Consider the following 23926-nt stretch of genomic DNA (forward strand, 5'->3'; position numbering starts at 1 on the left):
GGTACGAACCCCCTTTAAATCAAAGCATTGATATCTAGAATCAGGGCAACCTGACCGTCACCCAAAATTGTGGCACCGGCAATAAATCTTATGTTTTTCAAAAAGGCTCCCAGGGTCTTGATGACTATTTCCTGTTCTCCCAGCAGAGCGTCGACTATTAATCCTACGTCTTTCTCACCTTTTTTTACAATAACCACCGTTAGATTTTCATTTTTCAGGCAGTTGGCAGGTATGTCAAGCATCTCGTCTAATCTTAAAACTGGAATTACATTTCCCCTCAGCAGAATTACTTCGTTTTTGTGCACTTTTCTCAATTCCTTATAAGGTATAATCACTGTCTCTTTAATTGCACTCAAAGGTATGGCATATTTTTCGTGACCCAGCTGGACCATTAGAGCCTGGATTATGGCAAGAGTCAAAGGCAGCCGTATTAAAAAGGTCGTGCCTTCATTTTTCCTGGTTTTAATTTCGACAGAACCACCTAGGGATTCGATTTTTGTCTTGACCACATCCAGCCCTACTCCTCTTCCCGAAATGTCCGTCACTCTCTCACTGGTGCTGAATCCGGATTCAAAAAGGAAATTCAGAATTTCAATTTCCTTTAATTTTTTTCCTTGGGATTTATCCACCAGCTTCATTTTCTGGGCTTTTTCCAAAACTTTTTCCACATCGATGCCGCGCCCATCATCAGATACCTCTATTACGACATTGTTCCCGTCGTGAAAGGCTTTCAGCTTTAATGTGCCTTCTCTAGGTTTGCCTTTTCCTACCCTTTCCGATGGCGTTTCGATTCCGTGATCCAAGGCGTTCCGTATCAGATGTATCAGCGGGTCACCTATTTCATCTATAACCGTCCGGTCCAGTTCGGTTTCGGCACCCTCTATTACTAGCTTTACTTCTTTGTTCAGTTCTCTTGACAGGTCGCGTACCACCCTTGGAAACCGGCTAAAAACATTTTCAATGGGTACCATCCTCACCTTCATAACCGCGTCGTGAAGGTTTGAGGTGATTCTTTCCAGGTATTCTATGGCTTCCCGCCTTTTTTGCCCCTGTTCGGTTAAACTATCCAGCTCTTCCAAACGGGTTTTTATTATTATCAACTCGCTAACCAGGTTCATAAGATTATCCAGTCTTTCGATATCGACTCTCAGCGTCTTGCTGGTATTTCTGATCCTGTTTGTCTCTTTTGGATTTTCCTTAACAGAAAGCATTTCTCTTGCGGCCGCCAGCTTTTTTTGGAAATTTGCTGATTTAACTTCCCTCACATTAACCGATTTTAACTCTGATACAGAATTAACCGCATTCAAAAGGTCTTCTTCCGATCTGGAAGTTATCATGTAAATGTAAAACTCCTTATCAAACTTTTCGTCCTCAATATCTTGGACATGAGGTTTTGTCTTTATTATTTCTCCCAGATTCTCCAGAGCTTTGAACACCAGGAAAGCCCGTGCGGATTTAAGAAGGCAGTTGTCTGCTAGTTCCACGTATACCTCCCATGTTTTTAAGTTTTTATTCGCCGCTTCTTCCAGGAGTCGAAGTTCAAATTCATTAAAACTTATATTATCCGCACCCTCCGGCTCGTCCTTAGCTTTGCCGCCAACCGGCTCGTTGGACATAACTTTTTTTAGTTTGGCTATGGCAGGCCGGATGTCGGTGTCTCCTTCCCTTCCTTCTCTCGCAATCTGTTCTGTCATTTCCTGAAGCATGTCAACGCACTTCAGAAGCACATCAATAAGGGTGTTTGTTATCGGTAAACTACCGTTCCTTATTTCGTGTAACAAGTCTTCCATTTCATGGGTTAACTCAGATATTTTATTAAAACCCATTGTACCTGCCATACCCTTCAGGGTGTGAGCCGACCTGAAAATTTCATCCACAACTTCATGGCTTGGCTTGCTCTCCAGAGTTAAAAGATTATTATTCAAATTCTGAATATGTTCATTTGCTTCTTCCAAAAATACATTCAGGTACCGGTTGTCCATTTTTATATTCACCTCTTGTATGTAAAATTTGTTTTAAATGCAACCCTTTTGGCGCAATTTTCTTTGTTCAGTTAAAATGAATTTTATTATTTCGTCCCTCATATGCTCCTCTATATCGATGAACTGAACCCCCATATTATACGGATTAATACTCCTCATAGGATCTTTGGTTATTCTAACAACCTTCGCTTTCAAGTTGAATTCTTTCGAGTTCAGCGGCAATTTAATCTCAACGATCTGCTCTTTTCCTATTTCCTTTCCGGAATATATCATTGCTCCGCTGGCACTCAAATCTACCACATAAGCATTCATCCAGTTTTCGGTCCCCTCAGGTCTAACCATTACTTTCAAAGAGACCTGCACCCTGAAATAATCTCTTCTCTGATTTTTTTCCGGAGGTCCCATCAGTTTGACCGCTATAACCGGAATAGGAGCATATTTCTTTTCTACAACCTTAGCTCGCACGAAGTAAAAACAATCGCTCTTTGCGTAGTAAATCCTGACAAGTTCATCGGATCTCAGGAAAAAAATCTTCCCTTCAAAAAAAGGCATTCCCAGCAGAACCCTGTCACCATCAAAGTCCTCCACTTTGGTGGGAAATATTATATTTTGATCATCCCTGATTACTTCGATCTCGACTTTCATTCCTATTTCCAAATTCTTATTTCTCATAGACTTAATCCCCCGTTTTCACCTTTGCATGAATGATAAAAACTTTTTTATCCAGCCCCCAACGGTTTGTTCTGTAGCAGCAAAATCGAGTTCATCCTCAAGTAGTTTTCTACCAATATTCATCACGCATTTCGATGGAAGGCTATTAGGAAATTTTACAAAAAAGGGGACTTGTTCCATATTTGACTGAAAGACTGTTTTGTCTTCCAGTATAAACCCCAAATAATAGATGGAGGTATTTAAGAACTTTAAGGAAGCATTCATCAACTTTTGAGCTGTTAATTCTGCGGTTTTGAAATTATCGGCTTTATTGACGACCAGATGTATTTTATCAACATATTTGTGAACCAATTTGATGACTGCATATGCATCGGTCAACGCAGTGGGTTCCGGTGTTGTTATCACAACAACCTCTTTCGAAGCGCGGACGAGGCTCATAACGTTTTTAGATATACCTGCACCGGTATCGATAACTACAATGTCCAGGGGCAGGTCTATATTATTAAAGGCCTTTAATAGACTCTCGATTTCGGTCTCCGACAGATTGGCGAGATTATAAAGCCCTGAAGCACCAGGTATTATTTTTATTCCTCCGGGTCCATCTAAAATAATGTCATTTATGGATTTCTGGCTGTTCAACACATGAAATAAGTTAAACTGAGGGTTTAGCCCGGTTATTAGATCGACATTGGCAAGCCCAAGATCGGCGTCTATTAAGAGGACGTTCTTACCCATTTTCTGCAGCGCAATGGATATGTTGACCGAAAAATTGGTTTTTCCCACTCCACCCTTACCACTGGTTACAGCTATAACCCTCACCGAATTTGAAATTTTTACCTGATGAACCTGTCTTTTCTCTAAACTCCGCAGTTTACTGGCCTGGTCGTTCATCGGTCGCTTCCCTCCAGGATAAGATCTGCTATTTTGGCAGCCGAAGCAACCTCTATATCGTCTGGAACGTTTTGACCCACCGTAAGGTAGGAGGGGCTGCAGTTTGTGGAATAAACAGCATTCAATATTAGTCCGTAGGTTTTGGTTTCGTCAAGTTTGGTAAAGATGAGTTTTTGATAATTTATTTCCTTGTAATTCTCCAGAATTTCGTAAATATCTCCTGTCCTGGTTGTAGCGCTTACTACCATATGGGTCTCTGTTGGCTTTATAATTTCTATCAAACCCTTAATCTTTTTAATCTGCATTTTATTCCTGGGGCTTGTACCCATAGTGTCGATTAAAATCAGGTCGTAATCAGAAAGCTTCCTCAATAAAATCGGAACCTCTTTGGGTTCAAATATTATTTCTACGGGAATTTCAAGAAGGTCTCCGTAGGTCTTCAACTGTTCAACAGCGCCAACCCGGTAAGTATCGGCAGTAACCAGGGCGACTTTTTTCCCCTGGTTTAGCGTATACAAAGCAGCCAGTTTTGCTATCGTGGTAGTTTTCCCTACTCCTGTCGGACCTATAAAAGCGATTTTAGTTGGTTCATTTTCCAAAAATTTTATAGGCTCCGTTGGCTTTATTATTGACATAATCTGGTTTTTTAAATGGGCCCTGGCAGTATTTTCGTCAAAATTCTCACCAGAAAAATTCCGTTGTAAACCATCGATAATCTTATCTATTAAGTTTCTGTCTATTTCCATTAAGACAAGCCTCTGGTATATTTCACTCAGTGGCGGCGGTAGGTCCGGCGAGGCTTTTTCTATATGTACACCTCGGGAGTACAGATTTTTTAGTATATCTTTTACTTCGTTTATCTCGTTTTTTATATCTTCCAATTTCTCTTGGCTGTTTTCCCTTGCAGGTACCGAGTAAGTCACAGGATTTGACACCGGTTTAGCCGGTGCATTTACATCGCAGGCGGCTATTACTTCTACTTTGGTCTTGGCAAGAAACCCCAGTATCCCACCTTTTTTAATCCGCCTTGTCTGAAGAATTATTGCATCTTTTCCAAGCTCACTTTTTACTTTGTAAAGCGCCTCTTGTATATTATCGGCTATGTAAGTCTTGATCCTCATTTACACTTTCACCGTCCCTACTGACCTTACTTCTACATTTGGATCTATCTCTCCGTAAGACAGAACCGGTACATGCGGGAGGCTGGTTTCTATAATTTTTCTAAAATGTCTCCTGACAAAGGGATTGGTTAAGACAATAGGCTGCATCCCGCGCCTTGTAACCTGATTGATGTTGTCGATCAATGAGCTCAGCATTTTTTGCACCGTAGCTGGATCGATTGAGATGTACACCCCGTTTTCCGTCTGGGCGACCGAATTTAAGATGAGCTCCTCTACATCCTTGTCAAGGGTTATTACCTGAGCTTTCTTATCGGGAATAAACCGGTTAGTTATGACTCTTTTTAACCGCTGCCTTACGTATTCCGTCAGGACATCAGTATCTTTAGTGATGTTAGAGTAGTCACCGAGAGTCTCCAGTATTGTAACCATATCTCTTACGGGTACATTTTCTCTGAGTAGATTAGAGAGCACCTTTTGGATTTCACCGAGGGTCAAAACTTTTGGTACCAGTTCTTCAACAAGAGAAGGGTATTGCTCTTTTATACTGTCCAGGATATTTTTCACTTCCTGTCTTCCGATCAGCTCGTGGGCATAGGCTTTTATTACCTCTGTCAGATGGGTGGCTATAACCGATGAAGAATCCACCACAGTATACCCTAGCATTTCAGCTTTTTCTTTTTTGTCACTGGTTATCCACTTCGCCGGCAAACCGAAAGCGGGTTCCCGGGTATCAATGCCGTCCATTTCTATCGGTCCTCCGGTAGGGTTCATTACCAGGTAGTGGTCAACTTTCAGTTCCCCTCTTGCTGCTTCCACTCCTTTGATTTTTATAACGTACTCGTTGGGCTTTAACTGGATATTGTCTCTCAATCTGACCATGGGAACTATCATGCCCAGATCCAGCGCGCATTGGCGCCTTATCATAATCACCCTGTCCAGCAGGTCCCCTCCCTGGTTTACATCGGCAAGGGGTATTATGTTGTAGCCGAATTCTACTTCTATAGGGTCTACCTGCAGCAGTGCGAGTATATTTTCCGGCTTTCGCATCTCTTCCAGCTCTTTTTCTTTGTGCATTTCCTGTTCCTTCATATTTTCCCGCTGGGATGTCCTCTGTATGGAAAAACCCATGTATCCGAATATTCCTGCAAGGGCCAGAAAAGGAATATGCGGTAAGCCGGGAATCACCGCGAAAAAGGCTAGTACACCGGCGGCTATCAACAGGATCTTCGGGTAGGAAGTAAGCTGTTTTACCAGGCCTTCCCCCATGTTCCCTTCGCTGGCTGCTTTTGTTACTATGATGCCTGTGGCTGTGGATACAAGCAGTGCGGGTATCTGGCTTACCAGTCCGTCCCCAACGGTAAGAAGTACATATCTGTTTAATGCGGTCATCGCGTCAAGGCCCTGGAATACCATCCCAGTAATTAATCCACCAATGATGTTCATGACCATTATAATAATGCCCGCTACGGCATCGCCTTTTACAAACTTACTGGCACCATCCATGGCTCCGTAAAAATCCGCTTCCCTCTGAATATTCATCCGGCGCTGTCTGGCTTCGGCTTCAGTGATAAGACCGGAATTAAGGTCTGCATCGATGCTCATCTGCTTACCCGGCATTGCATCCAAAGTAAATCTGGCGGCCACTTCTGCGACTCTTTCAGCGCCGCGTGTAATAACTATAAATTGAATGATAACTATGATGAGGAAAATTATAAATCCTACCAGCACATTACCCTTGACCACGTAATTTCCGAAAGCCTCAATAACCCGACCGGCGTAGCCGTTTAACAATATCAGTCGGGTCGAAGATATGTTGAGAGCAAGTCTGAACAGCGTAGCCATCAGCAGTAAAGATGGAAATATGGAAAAGTTAAGAGGTTTCTCCGTATTCATGGCTACCAGCAGAATTACCAGGGAAAATGTTATATTAAATGAGAGTAGTATATCCAGTAAACTCGAAGGTAAGGGTATGACCATCATAACGACAACCAGAACCGCAACAAACGCTACAGCCACATCGTAGGATTTCAACTACTACACCCTCCTCCCTTTCAAACTATAGACAAAAGCGAGTATTTCGGCGACGGCGTTATAGAACTCTTCAGGGATAATATCACCTACTTCTACCGACTTAAATAAAGTCTGGGCCAGCGGCTTATTTTCGACGACAGGTATATCTTCCCTTTCGGCTATCTCTTTGATCTTTTCGGCAACGGCGCCGGCTCCTTTCGCCAATACTACAGGCGCCGTATGAACCGACGCATCATAACCCAGCGCAATTGCGATATGAGTCGGGTTTGTAATTACCACATCGGCCTTTTTAACTTCCTGCATCATTCGCCTTCTCGATATCTGACGCTGTACCTGACGTATTCTGGACTTGACCTGGGGATTACCTTCCACTTCCTTGAGTTCTTCTTTGACGTCTTCCTTTGACATCATCAGGCTCTTCTCATACTCATACCACTGGTAGGTGTAGTCAAGAATGGAAAGACCTAAAAGTGCAATGCCTACCTTCAATCCCATTCTAAAAATCATACTCGTAAAATATCCCAGCGATTCCGCAAAGCTCATGTCCAGCATTAGTGCTGCGGTATCTTTTAATTCATTGAATCCACCGTAGAATATGTACATTATCAGGGCTAGTTTAACTATTGCTTTTACAAGTTCAATCAGGCTTCTTCTGGAAAAAATCCTTTTTACGCCCTCGACCGGATTTATTCTGTCGAGCTTAGGGTAAACCGGTTCAAGGCTGAATATAAAACCCACCTGTAAAAAATTTACCAGGAGTCCAATTGAGACTATACCTACAGCTACAGGGGCAGTTGACTTTAACGTAATAATTATGGAAGTATAAAATATGCCGTAAATATCATTGATACTGAGTTCTTGTCTTTTTAAATTTTCTATTAAAAAGTGCCTCAAAAGCGAACCGGTATTTTCGAATATATAAGTCCCGAAAATTTTTATAAGAACAAAACTTGCCAGGAGAATCAAAGCCGAATTAAGCTCCCTGCTCGAAAAAACCTGTCCCCGCTCTCTGGCTTTTTGCCTTCTTCGGGGAGTTGCTTTCTCTGTTTTTTCCTGTGCGAATAACTGTAAGTTCATGGCGAATTCAACATTCCTTGCAGTACTAACTGTATAATTTTGTAACTGCCGTTGAATAAAACATCCAGGGCCACCACGTACATCGGTAGCGCTATAATCAGGGCAATAAACCCGATAATTATTTTAAAGGGCAACCCCACAATAAACACGTTCATCTGGGGTACCGTCCTGGCTATGACCCCCAAGGCGAAATCCGCCAGGAAAGTAGCTACAACAGCGGGAATACTCATTTTTACCCCCGCCTCGAACATTCCAAAGAAACTTTTAAGCATCCCCTCTAGGAAAGAATGGTGAAAGACGGCTCCCCCCAGGGGTAATATATCATAGCTTTTTATTAATGCATTTAGCAAAACATGGTGGCCGTTAATACTCAGAAATATGAGGATGGTGAGGATGTAAAAGAAATTCCCCATTACCGGTACCTGGGCGTTGGTTTGAGGATCTATGACGTTTACTATACCGAAACCCATTTCCAGGTCTATTATCTCGCCGCATATGTACACTGCCGAGAATACTACGAATGTTATGAACCCTATGGAAAGCCCTACTGCTGTTTCTCTAATAAAAAGGATCACCGTATCCCACAGATTATCAGGCAGGGGTATTTTATTTACAACCGGGTAAATGATTATAGCGATCAACGCTGATACGCCTAACCTGCCCTGCACTGGAAATTCACGCCTGCCGAAAACCGGTGTTAGGATAAAAAACCCCAGAATTCTGAAAAAAATCATAAAAAAATTTACTAATTGAAACTCCATTTTATTTCACCGGTGCTCAATGTATAAAATTGGGTATTTCTCTAAATAGGGTTTCCGTAAAGTTCACCATCATATTAAGCATCCAAGGCCCGAATATCAAAATAGCCGCCATCACCGCCACGATCTTTGGCACGAATGTCAGGGATTGTTCCTGTATCTGCGTCGTAGCCTGGAAAATACTAATTAACAGTCCGACCAGCATTCCAATGCCTAGCATCGGAGCTGACACCAGTAGAACCACACTAAGTGCTTCACGGGCCAGATAAATTACGGTCTCCTGTGTCAATCCGTCATCCCACCCCGATCATTATCAATGAAAACTCGACAAAAGAGAACCTATAACAAGATTCCACCCGTCCACCATAACAAAAAGCAGTATCTTAAACGGAAGTGATATCATAACGGGCGGCAACATCAACATACCCATCGACATCAGAGTACTCGCAACAATCATGTCTATTACCAGAAAAGGTATGAAGATCATAAATCCCATCTGGAAGGCGGTTTTTAATTCACTGATAATAAAAGCAGGTACCAAAACATAAGTTGGAACATCATCCGGGGTTCTTACCTGGTTTTGCAGTTTTGCATAATGGAGAAATAGTGCTAAATCCTTTTCTCTGGTTTGCCTGAACATAAAATCCCTCAGTGGCCTCTGTGCTATATGTAAAGCATCCTGCGTGCTTACTTCTTCTCTGATATAGGGTTGAACCGCATTTTTGTTTATATCGGCAAATACAGGAGCCATGACGAAGAATGTAATGAACAGCGCCAGTCCAATAAGAACTTGATTCGGAGGGACCTGCTGAACCCCAAGACCACTGCGTACAAATGAAAGCACGATTACTATTCTTATAAACGAAGTCATCATTATGAGGATGGACGGAGCCAGAGACAGTATTGTCAGAATAAGTATTACCTGCAATGTTAAAGCCGTTTCCTGGGGATTGCGCGCCGATCTTACAAAATCCAGTACGGGTATAGGCGGTTCTGGAGCAGCCAAAGCCGTTATTGGTATTAATAAAAGGGTTATGGCTGCGAAAAGCGCCCTGACCCATCTAATTCTCTTCTTCATAATTTGTCATCACCATCTTTAATACTGTGAATACTCTTTATTTTATTTAAAAAATTATCAAGTTGATTTCCAAAATTCCTGTTTCCAAAACTACCGGTGTTTTCAGCCTCATAAATTAATTCCGCAGTTTTTTCATCCAGCTCTCCGATTAGACAAATCTCCCTTTCGGACGCAGCCAATACTTGTAGCCCCATTGGAGACTTAATTATAAATACCCGGTTGTGGGAATCCAGATGCAGTACATCCACTACTTCCATGTACTTGCTCTTCCAGCGGGGATACGGTGTATATCTGGCCAGCCATCGGGTAGTTATAAACGCCAGGATGCACACGAAAACTATAGTTATAAAATACACCGCGAACTTCAAAATGATCTGCCACGGGGAAGTCTGTTGTGAATCGCCAGGTTCTTCAAAACTGTACTTTTTTAAATTATCTACATCTATTGGATCACCATCATCCCCCAGTGCCGCCCAGCTCCCTTTAAATCCTAAAAACAACACTACTAAAATAATCAAAGCGTATACACCGTATTTTTTTTTCATGTTGCTACCTTCTTTACGCCAAAGCTTTCTTAACAGCTTCCAGTACCCTGTCCGGCTGAAACGGTTTAACGACGAAATCCCTAGCTCCGGCCTGTATCGCGTCTATCACCATTGCCTGCTGTCCCATTGCGGAACACATTATTATCCTCGCATCGGGATCTATACTTTTTATCCTCCGAACGGCTTCTATGCCATCCATTTCCGGCATTGTAATATCCATTACAACGAGACTGGGCCTCAATTCTTTAAACTTCTCTACGGCAACAGCGCCGTTTTCGGCTTCTCCCACAACCTCATACCCATTCTTTGTGAGTATGTCTTTAATCATCATCCTCATAAATGCAGCATCATCTACGATTAAAATTCCTGCCATTTTTACTCATCCCCCCGGTTACTGTAAGTAATTTATTTTCTCAAAAGAATTTAAAATTTCGGTTATTCTCACTCCGAAACTTTCATCGATCACTACAACCTCTCCTCTAGCGATAAGTTTACCGTTTACGAGGATATCTACCGGCTCTCCCGCAAGTTTTTCCAGCTCAATTATCGAGCCCGGTCCTATTTCCAGTATCTCTTTTATTTTTTTAACCGTTCTCCCCAATTCTACCGATATTTCAAGGGGAACGTCCATGATGAGATCCAGTGAAGATTTCTTGCTGGAAGTTACACCCTCACTGAAGTCCTCTAGTTCCACAGGTTTTACACCAACCTTTTCTCCTTTTTTCTCATGCACGGGCTTTTGCGGTTCAGGCGGAGCATTTTCAAGAACAGGTTCATCCGCATCCCCGCTTTTTGAAGCTTCAAGGGGAATTCCCCTTGATATGGATATCAACTCACTCACCAACTCTTTTGCAAAAGGAATTGACATGAGGAGCATTATTTCGCTTTCTATTAAGTCTCCCACTTCCATTTTAAATGAAATCTTCACTATCTTTTCGCCTTTATTGAAATAACTTTTGAGCGACTCGTCGTCTAAATTTATGCGCTTCAGCTTGGGTGGGGAAATGTTGATATTTTTTTTCAACAGCGTAGAAAGCGAGGTGGCCGAGGACCCCATCATCTGATTCATCGCCTCTCCAACGGCACTTAATCTCAACTCATCGAGCTCCACCTCGGTATTCCTGCCGTCCCCTCCCATCATAAGGTCAGCGATAATTTTTGCGTCATCTTCCTTCATTATTAAAATTGTGCTTCCCTCGATACCCTCAGTATGATCCACTATAATCGCAATAAAAGGTATGGAGTATTTCTCCTGCAATTTTTCTACAGTGATGAGAGTTACATCAGGGGTAGTTATAGTTACCTTGTTTCTCAAGAGGGTATAAAGGGTTGTAGCAGAAGTACCAATGGATATGTTGCCTATTTCACCCAGGGCGTCGATCTCCTCTTGAGAAAGAAATTCCCCCTCATCCTGATTCAAAAGGGATTTATTCAACAGCTCATTTATTTCCTCCTGCGATAAAATTCGATTTTCATCCATTCGCTTCATCCCTCTCACTTATAACTTTAGTAATCCTTACCGCAAACCTTCCATTTCTCTTGCCCATTATACCTTTGTATTTAAGTTTATCGTATACGTAAACATCCATCTCGCTATTAACACGCTTGTCCAGCTGTATTACATCCCCTATATCCAGATCTAAAAATTCTCTAACGGTTATTTGAGCTTTGCCGATCTCAGCCCTTATCTCGGCATTTACATTTTCCAGCTTTCTGGATAGGGTTTTTATAAAGCTTTCGGAGCTCTCCTTTTTGCTGGTCGATAACCATATCTTGGTAGAAAGTCTTGACATAACAGGTTCAATTACTATATATGGTATGCAGATATTTATCAGCCCATCGGTCTTGCCTATACGCGCATTGATTGTAATTAAAGCTATAGCCTCATTGGGTGAAACCAATTGAACGAATTGCGGATTTGTCTCAAGTTTATCAAAAACGGGATGAATTTCTAGAATATCCTGCCACGCTTCCTCCATCAGCTTAACTATTCTGGAATAAACCCTTTGAATGATATTAGTTTCGATTTCGGTAGGCTCTCTGGTTTTATCCTTATATTCACCGCTCCCTCCTAAAAGCCTGTCTATTATTGAAAAAACCATAGATACGTTCATTGCGATAATTATAGCTCCCCTTAACGGCTGGAAATCGACTATCCCTATGATGGATGGATTTGGGATGGAGGATATGAATTCCGAATAAGGCATCTGGTCAACACTGGATGCATTTATTTGAACCAGGGTCCTTAACTGTGTGGAAAAAAATGTGATGAGTTGCCTGGCAAAATTTTCATGGATAAGGTGGAGTGTATTGAGCTGCTCTTTCGAAAATTTATCGGGCTTTTTAAAATCGTAAACCTTTATTTTCGTTTCAAAAGCTTCTTTTTTTATCTCTTCAGCTTTTATTTCGCCTGTAGTTAGTGCAGTTATTAGAGCGTCTATTTCACTCTGAGAAAGAATTTCGGACAAATTACAGACCTCCTTAGCTAGTTTACAAGTATGTTCGTAAATAATACATCCTCTACTTTCCCCTTCTCCACCACCGTATTCATCATGTCTTTCAATTCTTTTTTTAGAATTTGCATACCCTTACTATCCTTTACGGAGTCATAGGTCTTTGACCGTAGGATAGAATAAACTCTGTCTTTTATTTCATACTCTTTAGTCTGCATCTCTTTTTCCGTTTCCTTATCACCCAATATGCATACGATTGAAAGTTTAATATAGCCTTTGTCGGAGAGATTTGTCAGGTAATCCCCCAACTGATAAGTTATATATTGTTTTTTCTCTCCTTTTTCTCCGCCCTCTGCTATCAAGTTTCTTGCGATAAAATACGCAGTAGCTGTAGAAATTATCATGAATAATACGAGTATTATCAGCAAGCCGAATACGGACTGCATCCTACTTTTTGACATGAATTTACCTCCATTCACCTGGGCTCCTGTGACCCTGAGGAAGAATTTAATATTATTATGTCCACACGCCTGTTCAGGGCCCTGTTCTTCTCGGAATCATTGGGCGCAATAGGGTGGTATTCCCCGTAACCCGCAGCAGAGATTATGCGAGGGGATATATTATGTTTTTCAATAAAATACCTTACCACATTCACCGCCCTCGTTGTGGACAGTTCCCAGTTTGAAGGAAATTCCCTGGTATGGATGGGCACATTGTCCGTGTGCCCTTCAACTCTAATAGGACGCCGGCTCTGTCTCAAGATAGGTGCGATTTTATCCAGTACCTGCCTGGCATCCTCTCTTAAGTAAGCCTTACCGGAATCGAAAAGAGCTCCTTCCATAAATCTTATCGCAAGTCCCCTTTCATCCATGCCCACCCTTATCCCTTTGAAATTATTTTCTTCTATTATTTCGAGAATGGTGTTTTCTAAATTCCGCAATTCCCTTTCTTCTCTGCCCTCGGGTAAATTCTCACCAACTAGGCCGCCCTCGATAAAACTTTTCTTTGTCAGGGTTCTCCCGCCATCTAATATACCTAAAGAGCCCTGTAAAGAAGTCATAGCCATATCGAACTTTTTCGCATCAATATTCGAAAGAGCAAAAAGCAGGACGAAAAATATAAGGATTTGAGTGATAAGGTCACCATATGTAGTCATCCAGAGAGGAGCACCGGGAGGGCTATCGTTGCCCCCTCCGTTTCTCCTTCTAACGCCAGGCAAGGCTATCACCGCTTTCGGGAGAAGTGCCCCTTTCTTTTAACGTCTCTCTCAGTTTCGGGGCCAGGAATGCTTTGAGTTTTTCTTCGATAATCCTGGGGTTTTCTCCGGCCTGTATGGAAAGAATACCTTCTATCATTACCTCTTTCATTAGAATTTCCTGTTTGCTACGAACCTTCAGTTTGCCGGCAATAGGAAGAAAAAGAAAATTGGCAAGAGTTGCCCCGTAAAAGGTGGTTATGAGAGCCACGGCCATACCCGGGCCTACGGCGCTAGGATCATCTAATTTGTTCAACATCTGGATCAAACCGATTATGGTACCTATCAACCCGTATGCGGGAGCTAAGGCGCCCATAGTTTCAAATATGCTCTGGCCTTCTTTATGTCTTTCTTCAAGAAAAGCGAGTTCCGTTTCCAGGATATTTTTAACGAGCTCAGGATCGGTACCGTCCACCACCAGCATTATGCCTCTTTTCATAAAATCGTCTTGAATCTGAGCTGCAGTATCTTCGAGAGCCAGAAGTCCTTCTCTCCTGGCTGTATCCGCCAAGTTTACTATTGTCCGGATTATCTCTTCACTGCTCATCTGTTTTTCTATAACAACATTTTTAAGTATTTTCACGACCTCTATGAGTTTGGAGAGAGGATAATTTATAAGAGTTGAAGCCACAACACCTCCTAATACTATCAGCATTGAAGGTATATTTATAAAAGCGCTAATGGGTCCCCCCATGTATATGGCCCATAGGAAAATTGCCAGCCCACCTATTATTCCAATTATTGTAGCGCGATCCATCAGCCTTCACTTCCCTTTACAATTCTTCTTTTATATTCAATAACCTTGTCCACTACTTCTTCAGGCGATTCCCGCACTATGTATGTCCTCTCGTTAGTCAGTTTTATTACGGTATCCGGTGTCGGCTCTATTGTTTCAATTAGCTCAGCATTCAGGTAAAATCTCCTGCCGTTCAATTTGGTGAGTTCAACCAAAATCACACCTCTTTTCATCAGCCCGGGCTAAAGAGCCCGGGCTCCGTGAAGATTACCTCTTGATATTCACCAGTTCCTGAAGCATTTCGTCAGATGCCGTGATTATTCTAGAATTAGCCTGGAAACCCCTTTGGGTTATTATCATCTGGGTGAACTCTTCGGCCAGATCGACATTGGACATTTCCAGCGAACCCGGCGATATGGTTCCCCTTCCTCCGGTGCCTGCCATGCCTATCTGCGGTTCACCCGAGTTGTTGGAATAGGTGTACATGTTCCTTCCGGCTTTTATAAGGCCGGACGGGTTGTCGAAGATCGCCAGGGCCACCTGGGCCAGTTCCATATTCTGGCCGTTGTCAAACACCCCCGTTATAGTACCGGTAGAATCCACCGAGATGCCAAGCAGGGTACCAGCAGGGTAACCGTCCTGGTAGGAGAGGTCTATGGTGGTCTCTTTTGCGTATTGGGTTACATTGGAGAAATCAAGATCGAATGTAATGGGCTCCGCCCCATTTACGTTAAGTGTAATTGGGGTGCTTGGGTTTCCTGAAGTCAGTATGCCGTAAGTGTTAAAAGACAGCGTGTCGTTATATATGGATGTATCGGCCGAGTCTTTTATGTCATAATCCCAGGTATTATCGCCATTTTTTGTAAAAGTAATTGTAAGGTTATGGGCATTTCCTTTGGAATCGTAGACCTTGAACGGGATGATGTACTGCGTTCCCACAGGATCCGCGTCGTTTAAATTTTTTGCAAACCTGACATCACTCGTGGCGCTCGCCGCCATCATCATGCCCTTTTTTACTATTATCGGGGATATATTCTGCGGCGTCTTTGACTGTGCATTCTGCCACCCCATTACTTTAAACCCGTTGGCTGTATTAACCAGATTACCTTCTTCATCAAATCCGAAATTGCCGGCTCTCGTATAGTAGTAACCCTGGCCGTCGGACATTATGAAGAAGCCGTCGCCTTCGATGGCAAGATCCGTCATATTCCCCGTGGCCTCCAGGCTGCTCGGAGTGTGTATCGTATCAATGGCCGCGATTGTCATCCCCAGGCCTACCTGCATCGGGTTCGTTCCACCCCGGTTGCCCTGGGGCGAAGACGCTCCTCTCATGGTCTGGCTCAGGGTATCCTGAAAAGTCACCCGGCTTTTTTTATAACCGACCGTATTGACATTGGCTATGTTATTGCCTATTACGTCCATTTTTATCTGATGATTTCTCAGGCCGGTTACGCCTGAAAACATTGACCGCATCATAATTTATCTTCCTCCCCGTTTTAATTAATGATTTCGGGGTGCCTGGACTCCTTCTGTCGATCCGGAGCCTTGAGCCTCCTGTGGTCCGGCTCACACTATTACGGCACCATCAATATTTGTAAACACATTCTCTTTGAGGTTGGGTCCATCAACCGCAGTTATGATAGTCCTGTTTTTTACACTGACAATAAAAGCTATGTCGTTCATGAGTATGAGCGATTCCCTGACACCCTTTTTCTCAGCTTTGTCCAGGGCGCTGTTGAGTTTTTTGAGCTGTTCAGGCGTCAAATTTATATTCCTTGAACTCATGCGAAGCTGGGCATGTTTTGAAATCTTCAGCTGGTTGTCCAGCTTTTCTTCTAAAATTTTCTCGAAGCTGCTTGAATCGCGCGAAATTCCTTCTTTTCTTACATTTTGCCCGATAGGTTCAATCCTGTTGGAATACAGAACAGCAGGGGAAATTTTTATATACTCGTCCACAAAACCACCATCCCGTTTCTGCTCTTTACCTTATTTCAAACACATCCCGCAGGGGAACCAACTTTTCTTCATCTCCGATGATCAAATTTAAATTTCCTTGGTCGAATGCCACGCCCTTTATTATTCCTGAAACATACCCTTCTTTAATACGGGCTTTGGCGGTTTTTCCTATAACGCTGATCGCAGACATCGCTGAAATCTGGGAATTCAAATTCTGCAGCTGTTCCAGGGACGTAAAAGTTGCAAGCTGCGCTATGTATTCCTTGCTGTCAAGAGGTTCGAGGGGATTTTGATGCTTCAGTTCGGTTATCAGCAGCTTCAAAAAATCATCTTTTCCGAGCTGGGCTCTGCCGGCTGAAACATTGTCTGCGCCCCTGTACGTCTGGGAAACTGCCGTAAAATTAACCTTGTCCACGGTTTAAACCTCCCTTCATACTACGTAATTTATCGTACTTGGTCCGAGGAGTTGGTAATACACGGTTTCCGACCTATCTATTGCTTCAACTTCTTCAAACCTTGTACCCCCGGTGCTCCCGCTACCCGCTTTTTTGAAAGTGTTATACCATTCACCATTTTCGAATTTATGCCCGTTTTGATTCATATCCAACTGAGATGAAAATTCATAGACCTTGACTTCGGTAATCGAATAACCCTGCTGTTGAATTTGATTTTTAATTTCATTAGCATTTGCCTGCAAAGTTTCTCTAATATAAGCATTCTTTACGAAAAGTTCTGCGCTCATTTCCCCCTCAACAGCAACGATCTTTATGACTATGTCGCCCAGGAATTCAGGCTTGAGCTTGATCCTCATTTCTCTTGCCTGGCCTTTTAAAGCCATCTGGACCTTGGCAACCACCTTATCGAATATTTCAGTCTTGAAAAATTGCTCCGGTTTTTGTTCAGTGTTTTTTTCGGCCCCCGCTCTTTCAGTGGTAAACGCTTTATCATCCGCACTCACGTCTATCGCAGCGTACTGAACACCAACTTTAATAGTTTCAGTTTTATCTTCTAAGGTTTCGACCACCTGCCCGTTAGGTGTCGATTCGTAACTGCCAACTGTGGTTTTGGCTGTAGTATTTTTATTTATATTTAATACATAGCCATGGCTCGTGGTATTGGAGAGTTCCGATTTGCTTTTACTCTGAACCTGGTTTTTTAGGATCCGTCCTTCGGTGATTACGTCTCGGGGGACTGTCTGGAGTTTTTTAGTCATGACACTTTTTTGGAGAAAATGTTCAAGATGGTCTTTAAAATCCTGTAAATCTAAGGATTTTAGTTGCGGTATTGACTCACAGAGTTTTCTGTAGAGCTGTAAAATTTTAAGGTTATCTATCTCCCCGCTCTTTTCAAATTTTATTACTATATTTTTCAACAGCGGAAGTACACCTTTATTTAACTGGTTTGCTCCGGTAATTATCCCGGGCATAAGACGATCAGCACTTTCGACGCTATTTGCGGTTTCCTCCGTCGTTTTTAAATCCTGATATAATAAGTTAATCAACTGGAGCAGAACGCTGCAAACAGCGGCATTTAAATTTTTTTTGTCGGACTCCTGTTGTAAAAGTCCCAGCAGGTTTTTAAAATCGCCCCGTTCTTCGTCGATATGCCTTCTCCTCAAATCCACTTTTGTTTGATTTGCCAGTACGGGGAAAAAAGCAGCCGATTCGGCAAACACGTTCTTCACCTCCTTTCTCTGCCTTTCTTTTATATTACTGGAGGCCCGACAGTTTCTTGGTAATGGCCGCCGCTCGCTTGGGATCCATATTAGCCAGTATTTCCGCAACGGATTCCTTCTTCATATTTCGGAATATCTGTATCACAAATTCATCTTCCATGGACTCGATTATTCTTGCGGCTCTGCCGGTCTCCATTAATTCGTAGTACTGGGCAATATTTTTCATATTCTTCTCGCTCTCATCCATCTTTGCTTTTGCCAGGTTAAGTTCCTCTTCTTTTGTCTTCAGCTCAATTTCCTTGTTCTTCAGCTCTTCCTGTTTTTTATTTATTTCATCCATCTGCCTGTTGATTTTGTCCCACTCAGCCTGTAACATGCTTCTTTCTTTTTCTATCTCCTCTAGGACAATTTTTTCCTCAGCGGTCCGACTTGAAAATCTTGCTCCTATAAATGGAATTTTGGAGATAGCATTACTCAACGCAGGTTCTGCCTTTCCTGCTTTGATAAACCATAGATAGAAGAAAACTCCGGCTATTAGGGTTGTAAAAAGGACAATAGCAACACCTATCAAGGTATATTTTTTTTCAGCCATGTTCACAGTTCAAATCCCCCTCCCCGCCTGAAAAAAGCGAGTGAGGCAATATCGTCGAGGGCTTTCTGTTCTTCTCTATTGAATTCCACAAGATAAGCGCCAAATCTTTTGTCTCTTAATCTCTCCAGAATCTGCCTTTCCTGCCTTGAACTTATAAAGACATCTACGGCTTTATTATATCGCTCAAGGGCACCGGCCACTCTGTATTTCTGATTTTTTACCTTTAAATCAAGGGTATTAATGCATGCTTCGAAAAAGGCAAGTTCTGCTGCCTTTAATGAATCCCGCATTTTTTGCTCTAAATTGACCTTTATGGCAGCTTTGTTCTCTTCCAAAATCTTCAACTCATTTTTTTCCCTTTCCAGTGTCAATATGACTTCCATCAGTTGCTGTTTCCTCATCTGCTCAATTTTCTGTTTCACCCTTAGGGGGGTGTTCAGGTTGAATTTAAACCGTTTCATTGGATGGAATTACTCCTTTTCAAAGATGCTCTTTAGATTCGCAAGGGCCTCTTCGTAATCGACTTTTTCATCAACTTCCTGAACCAGAAAGTTCCTGATGTCATCTATATATTTTAACGCCTCATCTATTTTGGGGTTACTCCCCCTTACATAAGCTCCGATGTTTATAAGGTCTTCGGCTTCGCTGTAAATCGAAATCAAGCTTTTTACCTTTGCGGCCAGTCTCCTATGTTCATCGGATATAACATCGATCATTAGACGGCTTACGCTGGCGAGCACGTCGATGGCCGGATAGTGGTTCCTGTTTGCAAGAGTCCTCGAAAGAACTACGTGCCCGTCAAGTATACCCCTTACGGTATCCGATATGGGTTCGTTTAAGTCGTCGCCCTCTACTAGGACTGTATAAATCCCCGTAATAGAACCGGCGTTGGACGTCCCCGCCCTCTCCAGCAGTTTTGGCAGTATAGCGAAAACTGAAGGCGTATATCCCCTGGTTACCGGGGGTTCCCCAGCTGCCAGGCCGACTTCCCGCTGTGCCATGGCAAACCTGGTAACCGAATCCATCATCAGCATTACGTCCAGTCCCTGATCTCTGAAGTACTCGGCGACAGCGGTGGCCGTAAATGCCGCCTTTGTCCTTATCAGCGGGGGTTTATCCGATGTAGCCACCACCACCACAGACCTTTTTAAACCTTCTTCTCCCAGGTCCTTCATTATAAAGCTGTTTAGTTCTCTTCCCCTTTCCCCTATGAGGGCTATTACGTTTACATCCGCTTTTGTATTTCTGGCAATCATTCCAAGCAGAGTGCTTTTCCCCACACCGCTGCCTGCGAAAATTCCAACTCTCTGACCCCGCCCGCAAGTAATAAGCGTATCTATGACCTTTATTCCCAGGGGTAAGGGCCTGTTTATCGGCGCTCGTTCTACAGGGTTTGGCGGGGAATTGAACAGGGGATAATAAGTGTGGCTTTTTATGGGGCCTTTGCCGTCAATTGGAGTGCCCAGACCATCCAGTATTCTGCCCAGCAGCTGCTCGCCAACGGGTACCGCGAGCTTTTTACCCGTAGCTTCAACTTCCCCGCCGGGCGCAATGCCCTCCATATCGCCGAGAGGCATCAGGATTATCGCATCATCTCGGAAACCAACAACTTCAGCCAGCAATTTTTTAGGCTCTCTGGTAGCTTTTATTTCGCAAATCTCCCCTATCTCCGCCGGCGGCCCCTGCGATTCTATTGTAAGACCCACAATTTTTGATATTTTACCCTTGGGTTTTAATGTATCGATACCGTCTATGACGGTTTTATAGTAATTAAAAACTTCACTAATCATCCTCCAGTACTTCCATTTCCTTTAATGCAGTTTGAAGGTTATCTAGCTGGGTGCGCAAACCAGCATCCAGCTCAAAACAGCTCCCCTGAATAATGCAATCTCCTTCCGATAAAGTAGGGTCCTTGATGAAATTGATTTTTTTATATCCTGCTTTATACTGAATCTCCTTCATTTTTTCTTCCAGTTTCATGTAATCCTTCTCACTGATCCTTACGAGTACATCTTTTTCTTCTCCCACTTTATCAAGAGCTGCTCTTATGAGGTTCATTATGTACTCGTTGTCCACTTCCACGTGTTTTCTGAGTATTTTTTCCGCTATATGAATTGCCAGCTTCAGACAGTCTTTTTCCAGAGTTTTTAGATACTCCCTGTTTTGAACTAAGAGTATTTCCCTCAACTCGTTGAACTGGCGAAGGCTTTCCTCAAAAAGGCCGGTTAATTCCTTTTTTGCATCTTCTGAGCCCTGCCTGAAACCGTCGCTATATCCTTTTTCGAAGGCTTCCCGTTTGATTTGTTCCTGCCTTTCCTTCGCCTCTTTTATCAATCTCTCGCTTTCTTTTTTTGCATTTTCAATTATTTCTATCGCTTTTTCCATGGCATCATCATAAAGTTTACTGGCTCTGTCTTTGAAAAACAGTTCTATGGGCAGCTGTACCCTCTCTCTCGATATATCCGCCAGGTTGGAAACCTTTACAGGAATATCCTTTATCCTGAAGGGTCTTTCTCTCAAAACTTCCGTATACTTCAGCACTTTAGACAATTATTTCGTCTCCTCCCCCGCGGGATATTATTATCTCGCCGGCATCTTCAAGTTTCCTTATTATATTCACTATCTTCTGCTGAGCTTCCTCAACATCTCTCAACCTAACAGGCCCTAGGTACTGCATGTCTTCCTTTATCATTTCAGCCTGGCGTTTCGACATATTGTTGAAAATCTTGTTTTTAACCTCATCGCTCGCTCCTTTTAGGGCTAACACCAGTTCCTGGCTATCGACTTCCCTCAGTATACGCTGTATTGACCTGTTGTCAAGGGTGAGGATGTCTTCAAATACAAACATCCTTCTTTTTATTTCTTCGGCCAGATCCGGGTTCTCCATTTCGAGAGCTTCGATTATATTCTTTTCAGTGCTGCGGTCAACATCGTTCAAAATATTTACTATAGCCTGGATGCCACCCACATTTGTGTAATCTTCCACCACAACTGCCGACAGTTGCCGTTCGAGCACTTTCTCTATTTCCATAATGACCTCAGGCGATATTCTTTCCATTGTAGCAATGCGTTTGGCTATCTCTACTTGTTTTTCCGGCGGCAGTGAAGACAGGAGCAATGCAGCCTTTTCCGGCTGCAGATACGCCATTATGAGTGCTATAGTTTGAGAATTCTCGTTCTGAATAAAGTTAATGAGCTGGGCAGGGTCGGCTTTTCTGACGAAATCGAAAGGCCTTACCTGCAGTGATGAAGTCAACTTGTTTATTATTTCAAATGCTTTCTGGGTTCCTAAAGCCTTTTCCAGGATTTCTTTTGCATATTCGATCCCACCCTGGGTAATGTAATCGTTAGCCAAGAGCATCTGGTGAAATTCTTCATAAACCGCTCTTCTCTCTTCTTCTCCCACTTTTCTTAAACTAGCGATATCCATTGTAAGCTGTTCTATTTCGTCTTCTTTCAAATAGCGGTATATATTAGATGCCAACTCGGGTCCGAGAGCAACAATGAGTATGGCGGCCTTCTGCCTCCCAGTAAGCCTGGACACGGGCATTTAAAACACCTCTATTCTTCGTTAAGCCAGGTCCTCAGAATTTTGGCCACGTCTTCAGGCCTCCTCCTGGCAAGTTTTTCTATATCACTGAATACCTCCTGTTTCTCCTCGGATACCTGTGAAGCAGCCTGCTGGGCCGCCGCCAGTTCGTGGGCGAGTCTTTCTTCCTCCATCCGCCTTCTTCTTTCAGTAGCAATTCGATAGGCTATTATAAATAGGATTGCGGCGGCTGCAGCACTAATGATTATAAGCATTCTCTGCCTTTCTTTTCTCTGATTTTCTTCAGTCAGTTGTTTTGACAATATGTCGGCCAGCTGATTATTAAAGGTCATGCCCTCAACTGTTATCTGATCACGCTGTATATCATAACCTATAGCATTTCCGACAAGGGTGGCTATTTTATTTTTTTCTTCATCATTCAAATCCCTGTTTATTACCACCGAAACCGTTATCTTTTTAACGGTTCCAGGAGCAACAGTAAGATTTTCTTTAGATTCATTTACTTCATAATTACGTATAACTTCAGTTTTCTGATAATTTGATGTTCCGTCGGTATTGAGCTGCATATAACCCGGTATGTTTGTGTCTGTGCCAGGATTCCCTATTGGAACGTTACCTGCTCCGGAAAAATGTTCTTTTAATTCCTGGACGCTGCGCAGAATTCCTTCGCCGGTTTCGGAGCTTACAGGTAAAAATAATGTGTTTTCTACAATTTTCTTATCAAAATTCAACTGGGCATTGACCCTGACAGCTACATTACCGGGCCCGAATATCTGTTCAAGTAGCGACTGTACACTGGCCTGCAGTTGCTTTTGAAAGTTATTCTGTATTGCCAGTTGAGAATTAACGACCTCCTTTGTATTTTGTTCTTCGGAAAGAGGAATGTTTGACAGCACTCTTCCAAACTCGTCAACTATGGTTATATTTTCTGGCTTAAGGCCTTCGATAGAATGGGCAATTAAATTTAAAATGCCGCGGGTTTCTTCTTCGGTAATTTCCACTCCTGGTTTAAGTTTTAAAAATACAGCCGCCGAGGGTTCCTTTTGCTCGTTCGGCTCTATAAACAGACTTTTCTGGGGCTGTACAATATGTACTCTAGCAGATTCCACCTGTTCCATTTCTTCAATGGTTCGTGTGAGCTCACCCTGCAGAGCTTGAGTATACTGAAGCTGCTTTTCCCACTCGGTGGTACCCAGCTTTGTTTTGCTGAATATATCGTTAAATCCTAATACACCACCCTTCGGAAGGCCCTCTCGGGCGAGATCTAACCTGATCTTGTAAACGTCCTTTGCATCAGCCAGTATAGTTTTTCCACCATCCGAGAGTTTATATGGAATTTTCATATCCTCCAGTTTTTTTACAATTTCTCCTGCGTCCCTTTCACTCAGGTTAGAATAAAGGGGCACATAATTAGGCCGACTGGCAAAGTACCCCAAAAAACCTACTATTAGAATCAGCAAAGAAGCGCTCAGTAACAGTTTGATTTTCTGCGCCCTATTCCTGCTTTCCCAAAATTCTTTCGCCTGCCGCTTAAAGTTGTTGATAAATTCCATT

At 42.8% G+C, this 23926-nt stretch carries 27 protein-coding genes; all 27 read right to left on the reverse strand.

Translation table 11 applies throughout. The annotated features are described in order from the left end of the window. Nucleotides 1-14 precede the first annotated feature (14 nt). The gene (locus LZ11_RS00320) at nucleotides 15-1982 is read right to left on the reverse strand and encodes a chemotaxis protein CheA (RefSeq protein WP_148865534.1); all 1968 of its coding nucleotides are present in this window, start codon (nucleotides 1980-1982) and stop codon (nucleotides 15-17) included. Between the two features lie 33 nt (nucleotides 1983-2015). Continuing rightward, nucleotides 2016-2654, reverse strand: a complete 639-nt coding sequence (locus tag LZ11_RS00325) for a flagellar brake protein (protein WP_148865536.1) — start codon at nucleotides 2652-2654, stop codon at nucleotides 2016-2018. Nucleotides 2655-2672: 18 nt separating this feature from the next. Next, nucleotides 2673-3545: a MinD/ParA family protein gene (locus LZ11_RS00330; RefSeq protein WP_148865537.1), complete on the reverse strand. Its 873-nt coding sequence runs from the start codon at nucleotides 3543-3545 to the stop codon at nucleotides 2673-2675. Then, nucleotides 3542-4666: a flagellar biosynthesis GTPase FlhF gene (gene flhF, locus LZ11_RS00335; RefSeq protein ID WP_148865540.1), complete on the reverse strand. Its 1125-nt coding sequence runs from the start codon at nucleotides 4664-4666 to the stop codon at nucleotides 3542-3544. Before flhF ends, LZ11_RS00330 begins: the two co-directional genes overlap by 4 nt. Beyond that, nucleotides 4667-6697 carry a flagellar biosynthesis protein FlhA gene (gene flhA, locus LZ11_RS00340; protein ID WP_148865542.1) on the reverse strand — a complete coding sequence of 677 codons (2031 nt, stop codon included), beginning with the start codon at nucleotides 6695-6697 and terminating at the stop codon, nucleotides 4667-4669. It lies immediately after the preceding gene. Between the two features lie 3 nt (nucleotides 6698-6700). Next, complete coding sequence (gene flhB, locus LZ11_RS00345) at nucleotides 6701-7774, reverse strand: flagellar biosynthesis protein FlhB (RefSeq protein ID WP_148865544.1); 1074 nt, start codon at nucleotides 7772-7774, stop codon at nucleotides 6701-6703. Beyond that, nucleotides 7771-8535: a flagellar biosynthetic protein FliR gene (gene fliR, locus LZ11_RS00350; RefSeq protein WP_148865546.1), complete on the reverse strand. Its 765-nt coding sequence runs from the start codon at nucleotides 8533-8535 to the stop codon at nucleotides 7771-7773. The genes flhB and fliR overlap by 4 nt, the downstream gene beginning before the upstream one ends. Before the next feature lie 16 nt (nucleotides 8536-8551). Then, a complete protein-coding gene (gene fliQ, locus LZ11_RS00355; protein WP_148865548.1) occupies nucleotides 8552-8821 on the reverse strand; it encodes a flagellar biosynthesis protein FliQ in 270 nt (89 codons plus the stop codon). A gap of 24 nt (nucleotides 8822-8845) precedes the next feature. Further along, nucleotides 8846-9610 carry a flagellar type III secretion system pore protein FliP gene (gene fliP / locus LZ11_RS00360; protein WP_148865550.1) on the reverse strand — a complete coding sequence of 255 codons (765 nt, stop codon included), beginning with the start codon at nucleotides 9608-9610 and terminating at the stop codon, nucleotides 8846-8848. After that, complete coding sequence (locus tag LZ11_RS00365; protein WP_148865552.1) at nucleotides 9607-10155, reverse strand: flagellar biosynthetic protein FliO; 549 nt, start codon at nucleotides 10153-10155, stop codon at nucleotides 9607-9609. The genes fliP and LZ11_RS00365 overlap by 4 nt, the downstream gene beginning before the upstream one ends. A 13-nt stretch (nucleotides 10156-10168) precedes the next feature. After that, nucleotides 10169-10528, reverse strand: coding sequence for a response regulator (locus LZ11_RS00370; RefSeq protein WP_148865554.1), 360 nt, complete (start codon nucleotides 10526-10528; stop codon nucleotides 10169-10171). Between the two features lie 18 nt (nucleotides 10529-10546). Beyond that, a complete protein-coding gene (gene fliY / locus LZ11_RS00375) occupies nucleotides 10547-11635 on the reverse strand; it encodes a flagellar motor switch phosphatase FliY (protein WP_148865556.1) in 1089 nt (362 codons plus the stop codon). Continuing rightward, nucleotides 11628-12623, reverse strand: coding sequence for a flagellar motor switch protein FliM (gene fliM / locus LZ11_RS00380; protein ID WP_148865558.1), 996 nt, complete (start codon nucleotides 12621-12623; stop codon nucleotides 11628-11630). Before fliM ends, fliY begins: the two co-directional genes overlap by 8 nt. 17 nt (nucleotides 12624-12640) lie before the next feature. Further along, nucleotides 12641-13069, reverse strand: coding sequence for a flagellar basal body-associated FliL family protein (locus LZ11_RS00385; protein ID WP_246110650.1), 429 nt, complete (start codon nucleotides 13067-13069; stop codon nucleotides 12641-12643). A 14-nt stretch (nucleotides 13070-13083) separates the two neighbouring features. Then, nucleotides 13084-13836: an OmpA family protein gene (locus LZ11_RS00390; RefSeq protein WP_425473425.1), complete on the reverse strand. Its 753-nt coding sequence runs from the start codon at nucleotides 13834-13836 to the stop codon at nucleotides 13084-13086. Continuing rightward, nucleotides 13814-14620, reverse strand: a complete 807-nt coding sequence (locus LZ11_RS00395; RefSeq protein WP_148865564.1) for a flagellar motor protein — start codon at nucleotides 14618-14620, stop codon at nucleotides 13814-13816. Before LZ11_RS00395 ends, LZ11_RS00390 begins: the two co-directional genes overlap by 23 nt. Next, complete coding sequence (locus LZ11_RS00400; protein ID WP_148865566.1) at nucleotides 14620-14814, reverse strand: flagellar FlbD family protein; 195 nt, start codon at nucleotides 14812-14814, stop codon at nucleotides 14620-14622. Before LZ11_RS00400 ends, LZ11_RS00395 begins: the two co-directional genes overlap by 1 nt. Nucleotides 14815-14866: 52 nt before the next feature. Further along, complete coding sequence (locus LZ11_RS00405; RefSeq protein WP_148865568.1) at nucleotides 14867-16075, reverse strand: flagellar hook protein FlgE; 1209 nt, start codon at nucleotides 16073-16075, stop codon at nucleotides 14867-14869. A gap of 90 nt (nucleotides 16076-16165) precedes the next feature. Next, nucleotides 16166-16555, reverse strand: coding sequence for a TIGR02530 family flagellar biosynthesis protein (locus LZ11_RS00410; protein ID WP_148865570.1), 390 nt, complete (start codon nucleotides 16553-16555; stop codon nucleotides 16166-16168). Between the two features lie 25 nt (nucleotides 16556-16580). Beyond that, the gene (locus LZ11_RS00415) at nucleotides 16581-16970 is read right to left on the reverse strand and encodes a flagellar hook capping FlgD N-terminal domain-containing protein (RefSeq protein ID WP_148865572.1); all 390 of its coding nucleotides are present in this window, start codon (nucleotides 16968-16970) and stop codon (nucleotides 16581-16583) included. A gap of 15 nt (nucleotides 16971-16985) precedes the next feature. Then, the gene (locus LZ11_RS00420) at nucleotides 16986-18230 is read right to left on the reverse strand and encodes a flagellar hook-length control protein FliK (protein WP_148865574.1); all 1245 of its coding nucleotides are present in this window, start codon (nucleotides 18228-18230) and stop codon (nucleotides 16986-16988) included. 34 nt (nucleotides 18231-18264) lie between these two features. Continuing rightward, nucleotides 18265-18822 (reverse strand): MotE family protein, encoded by a 558-nt coding sequence (locus LZ11_RS00425; RefSeq protein WP_246110657.1) that lies wholly within the window; start codon nucleotides 18820-18822, stop codon nucleotides 18265-18267. 2 nt (nucleotides 18823-18824) lie between these two features. Further along, the gene (fliJ, locus tag LZ11_RS00430) at nucleotides 18825-19283 is read right to left on the reverse strand and encodes a flagellar export protein FliJ (protein WP_148865577.1); all 459 of its coding nucleotides are present in this window, start codon (nucleotides 19281-19283) and stop codon (nucleotides 18825-18827) included. 9 nt (nucleotides 19284-19292) lie between these two features. Continuing rightward, a complete protein-coding gene (gene fliI / locus LZ11_RS00435) occupies nucleotides 19293-20612 on the reverse strand; it encodes a flagellar protein export ATPase FliI (RefSeq protein ID WP_148865579.1) in 1320 nt (439 codons plus the stop codon). Next, entirely contained in the window at nucleotides 20605-21363 is a 759-nt protein-coding gene (locus LZ11_RS00440; protein WP_246110658.1) for a FliH/SctL family protein, read from the reverse strand. Before LZ11_RS00440 ends, fliI begins: the two co-directional genes overlap by 8 nt. A gap of 1 nt (nucleotide 21364) precedes the next feature. Then, nucleotides 21365-22372, reverse strand: coding sequence for a flagellar motor switch protein FliG (gene fliG / locus LZ11_RS00445; RefSeq protein ID WP_148865582.1), 1008 nt, complete (start codon nucleotides 22370-22372; stop codon nucleotides 21365-21367). A gap of 11 nt (nucleotides 22373-22383) precedes the next feature. Next, entirely contained in the window at nucleotides 22384-23925 is a 1542-nt protein-coding gene (gene fliF, locus LZ11_RS00450; RefSeq protein ID WP_148865584.1) for a flagellar basal-body MS-ring/collar protein FliF, read from the reverse strand. Between the last annotated feature and the right edge of the window lies 1 nt (nucleotide 23926).

The organism is Thermosediminibacter litoriperuensis, assembly GCF_008124715.1.
GTDB classification, from domain to species: Bacteria; Bacillota; Thermosediminibacteria; order Thermosediminibacterales; family Thermosediminibacteraceae; genus Thermosediminibacter; species Thermosediminibacter litoriperuensis.

Coding starts and splice junctions, on each gene's coding strand:
- LZ11_RS00320 (WP_148865534.1), bottom strand. CDS start 1,982: ATGGACAACCGGTACCTGAATGTATTTTTGGAAGAAGCAAATGAACAT.
- LZ11_RS00325 (WP_148865536.1), bottom strand. CDS start 2,654: ATGAGAAATAAGAATTTGGAAATAGGAATGAAAGTCGAGATCGAAGTA.
- LZ11_RS00330 (WP_148865537.1), bottom strand. CDS start 3,545: ATGAACGACCAGGCCAGTAAACTGCGGAGTTTAGAGAAAAGACAGGTT.
- flhF (WP_148865540.1), bottom strand. CDS start 4,666: ATGAGGATCAAGACTTACATAGCCGATAATATACAAGAGGCGCTTTAC.
- flhB (WP_148865544.1), bottom strand. CDS start 7,774: ATGAACTTACAGTTATTCGCACAGGAAAAAACAGAGAAAGCAACTCCC.
- fliR (WP_148865546.1), bottom strand. CDS start 8,535: ATGGAGTTTCAATTAGTAAATTTTTTTATGATTTTTTTCAGAATTCTG.
- fliP (WP_148865550.1), bottom strand. CDS start 9,610: ATGAAGAAGAGAATTAGATGGGTCAGGGCGCTTTTCGCAGCCATAACC.
- LZ11_RS00365 (WP_148865552.1), bottom strand. CDS start 10,155: ATGAAAAAAAAATACGGTGTATACGCTTTGATTATTTTAGTAGTGTTG.
- LZ11_RS00370 (WP_148865554.1), bottom strand. CDS start 10,528: ATGGCAGGAATTTTAATCGTAGATGATGCTGCATTTATGAGGATGATG.
- fliY (WP_148865556.1), bottom strand. CDS start 11,635: ATGGATGAAAATCGAATTTTATCGCAGGAGGAAATAAATGAGCTGTTG.
- LZ11_RS00385 (WP_246110650.1), bottom strand. CDS start 13,069: ATGTCAAAAAGTAGGATGCAGTCCGTATTCGGCTTGCTGATAATACTC.
- LZ11_RS00395 (WP_148865564.1), bottom strand. CDS start 14,620: ATGGATCGCGCTACAATAATTGGAATAATAGGTGGGCTGGCAATTTTC.
- LZ11_RS00405 (WP_148865568.1), bottom strand. CDS start 16,075: ATGATGCGGTCAATGTTTTCAGGCGTAACCGGCCTGAGAAATCATCAG.
- LZ11_RS00425 (WP_246110657.1), bottom strand. CDS start 18,822: ATGGCTGAAAAAAAATATACCTTGATAGGTGTTGCTATTGTCCTTTTT.
- fliJ (WP_148865577.1), bottom strand. CDS start 19,283: ATGAAACGGTTTAAATTCAACCTGAACACCCCCCTAAGGGTGAAACAG.
- fliI (WP_148865579.1), bottom strand. CDS start 20,612: ATGATTAGTGAAGTTTTTAATTACTATAAAACCGTCATAGACGGTATC.
- fliG (WP_148865582.1), bottom strand. CDS start 22,372: ATGCCCGTGTCCAGGCTTACTGGGAGGCAGAAGGCCGCCATACTCATT.
- fliF (WP_148865584.1), bottom strand. CDS start 23,925: ATGGAATTTATCAACAACTTTAAGCGGCAGGCGAAAGAATTTTGGGAA.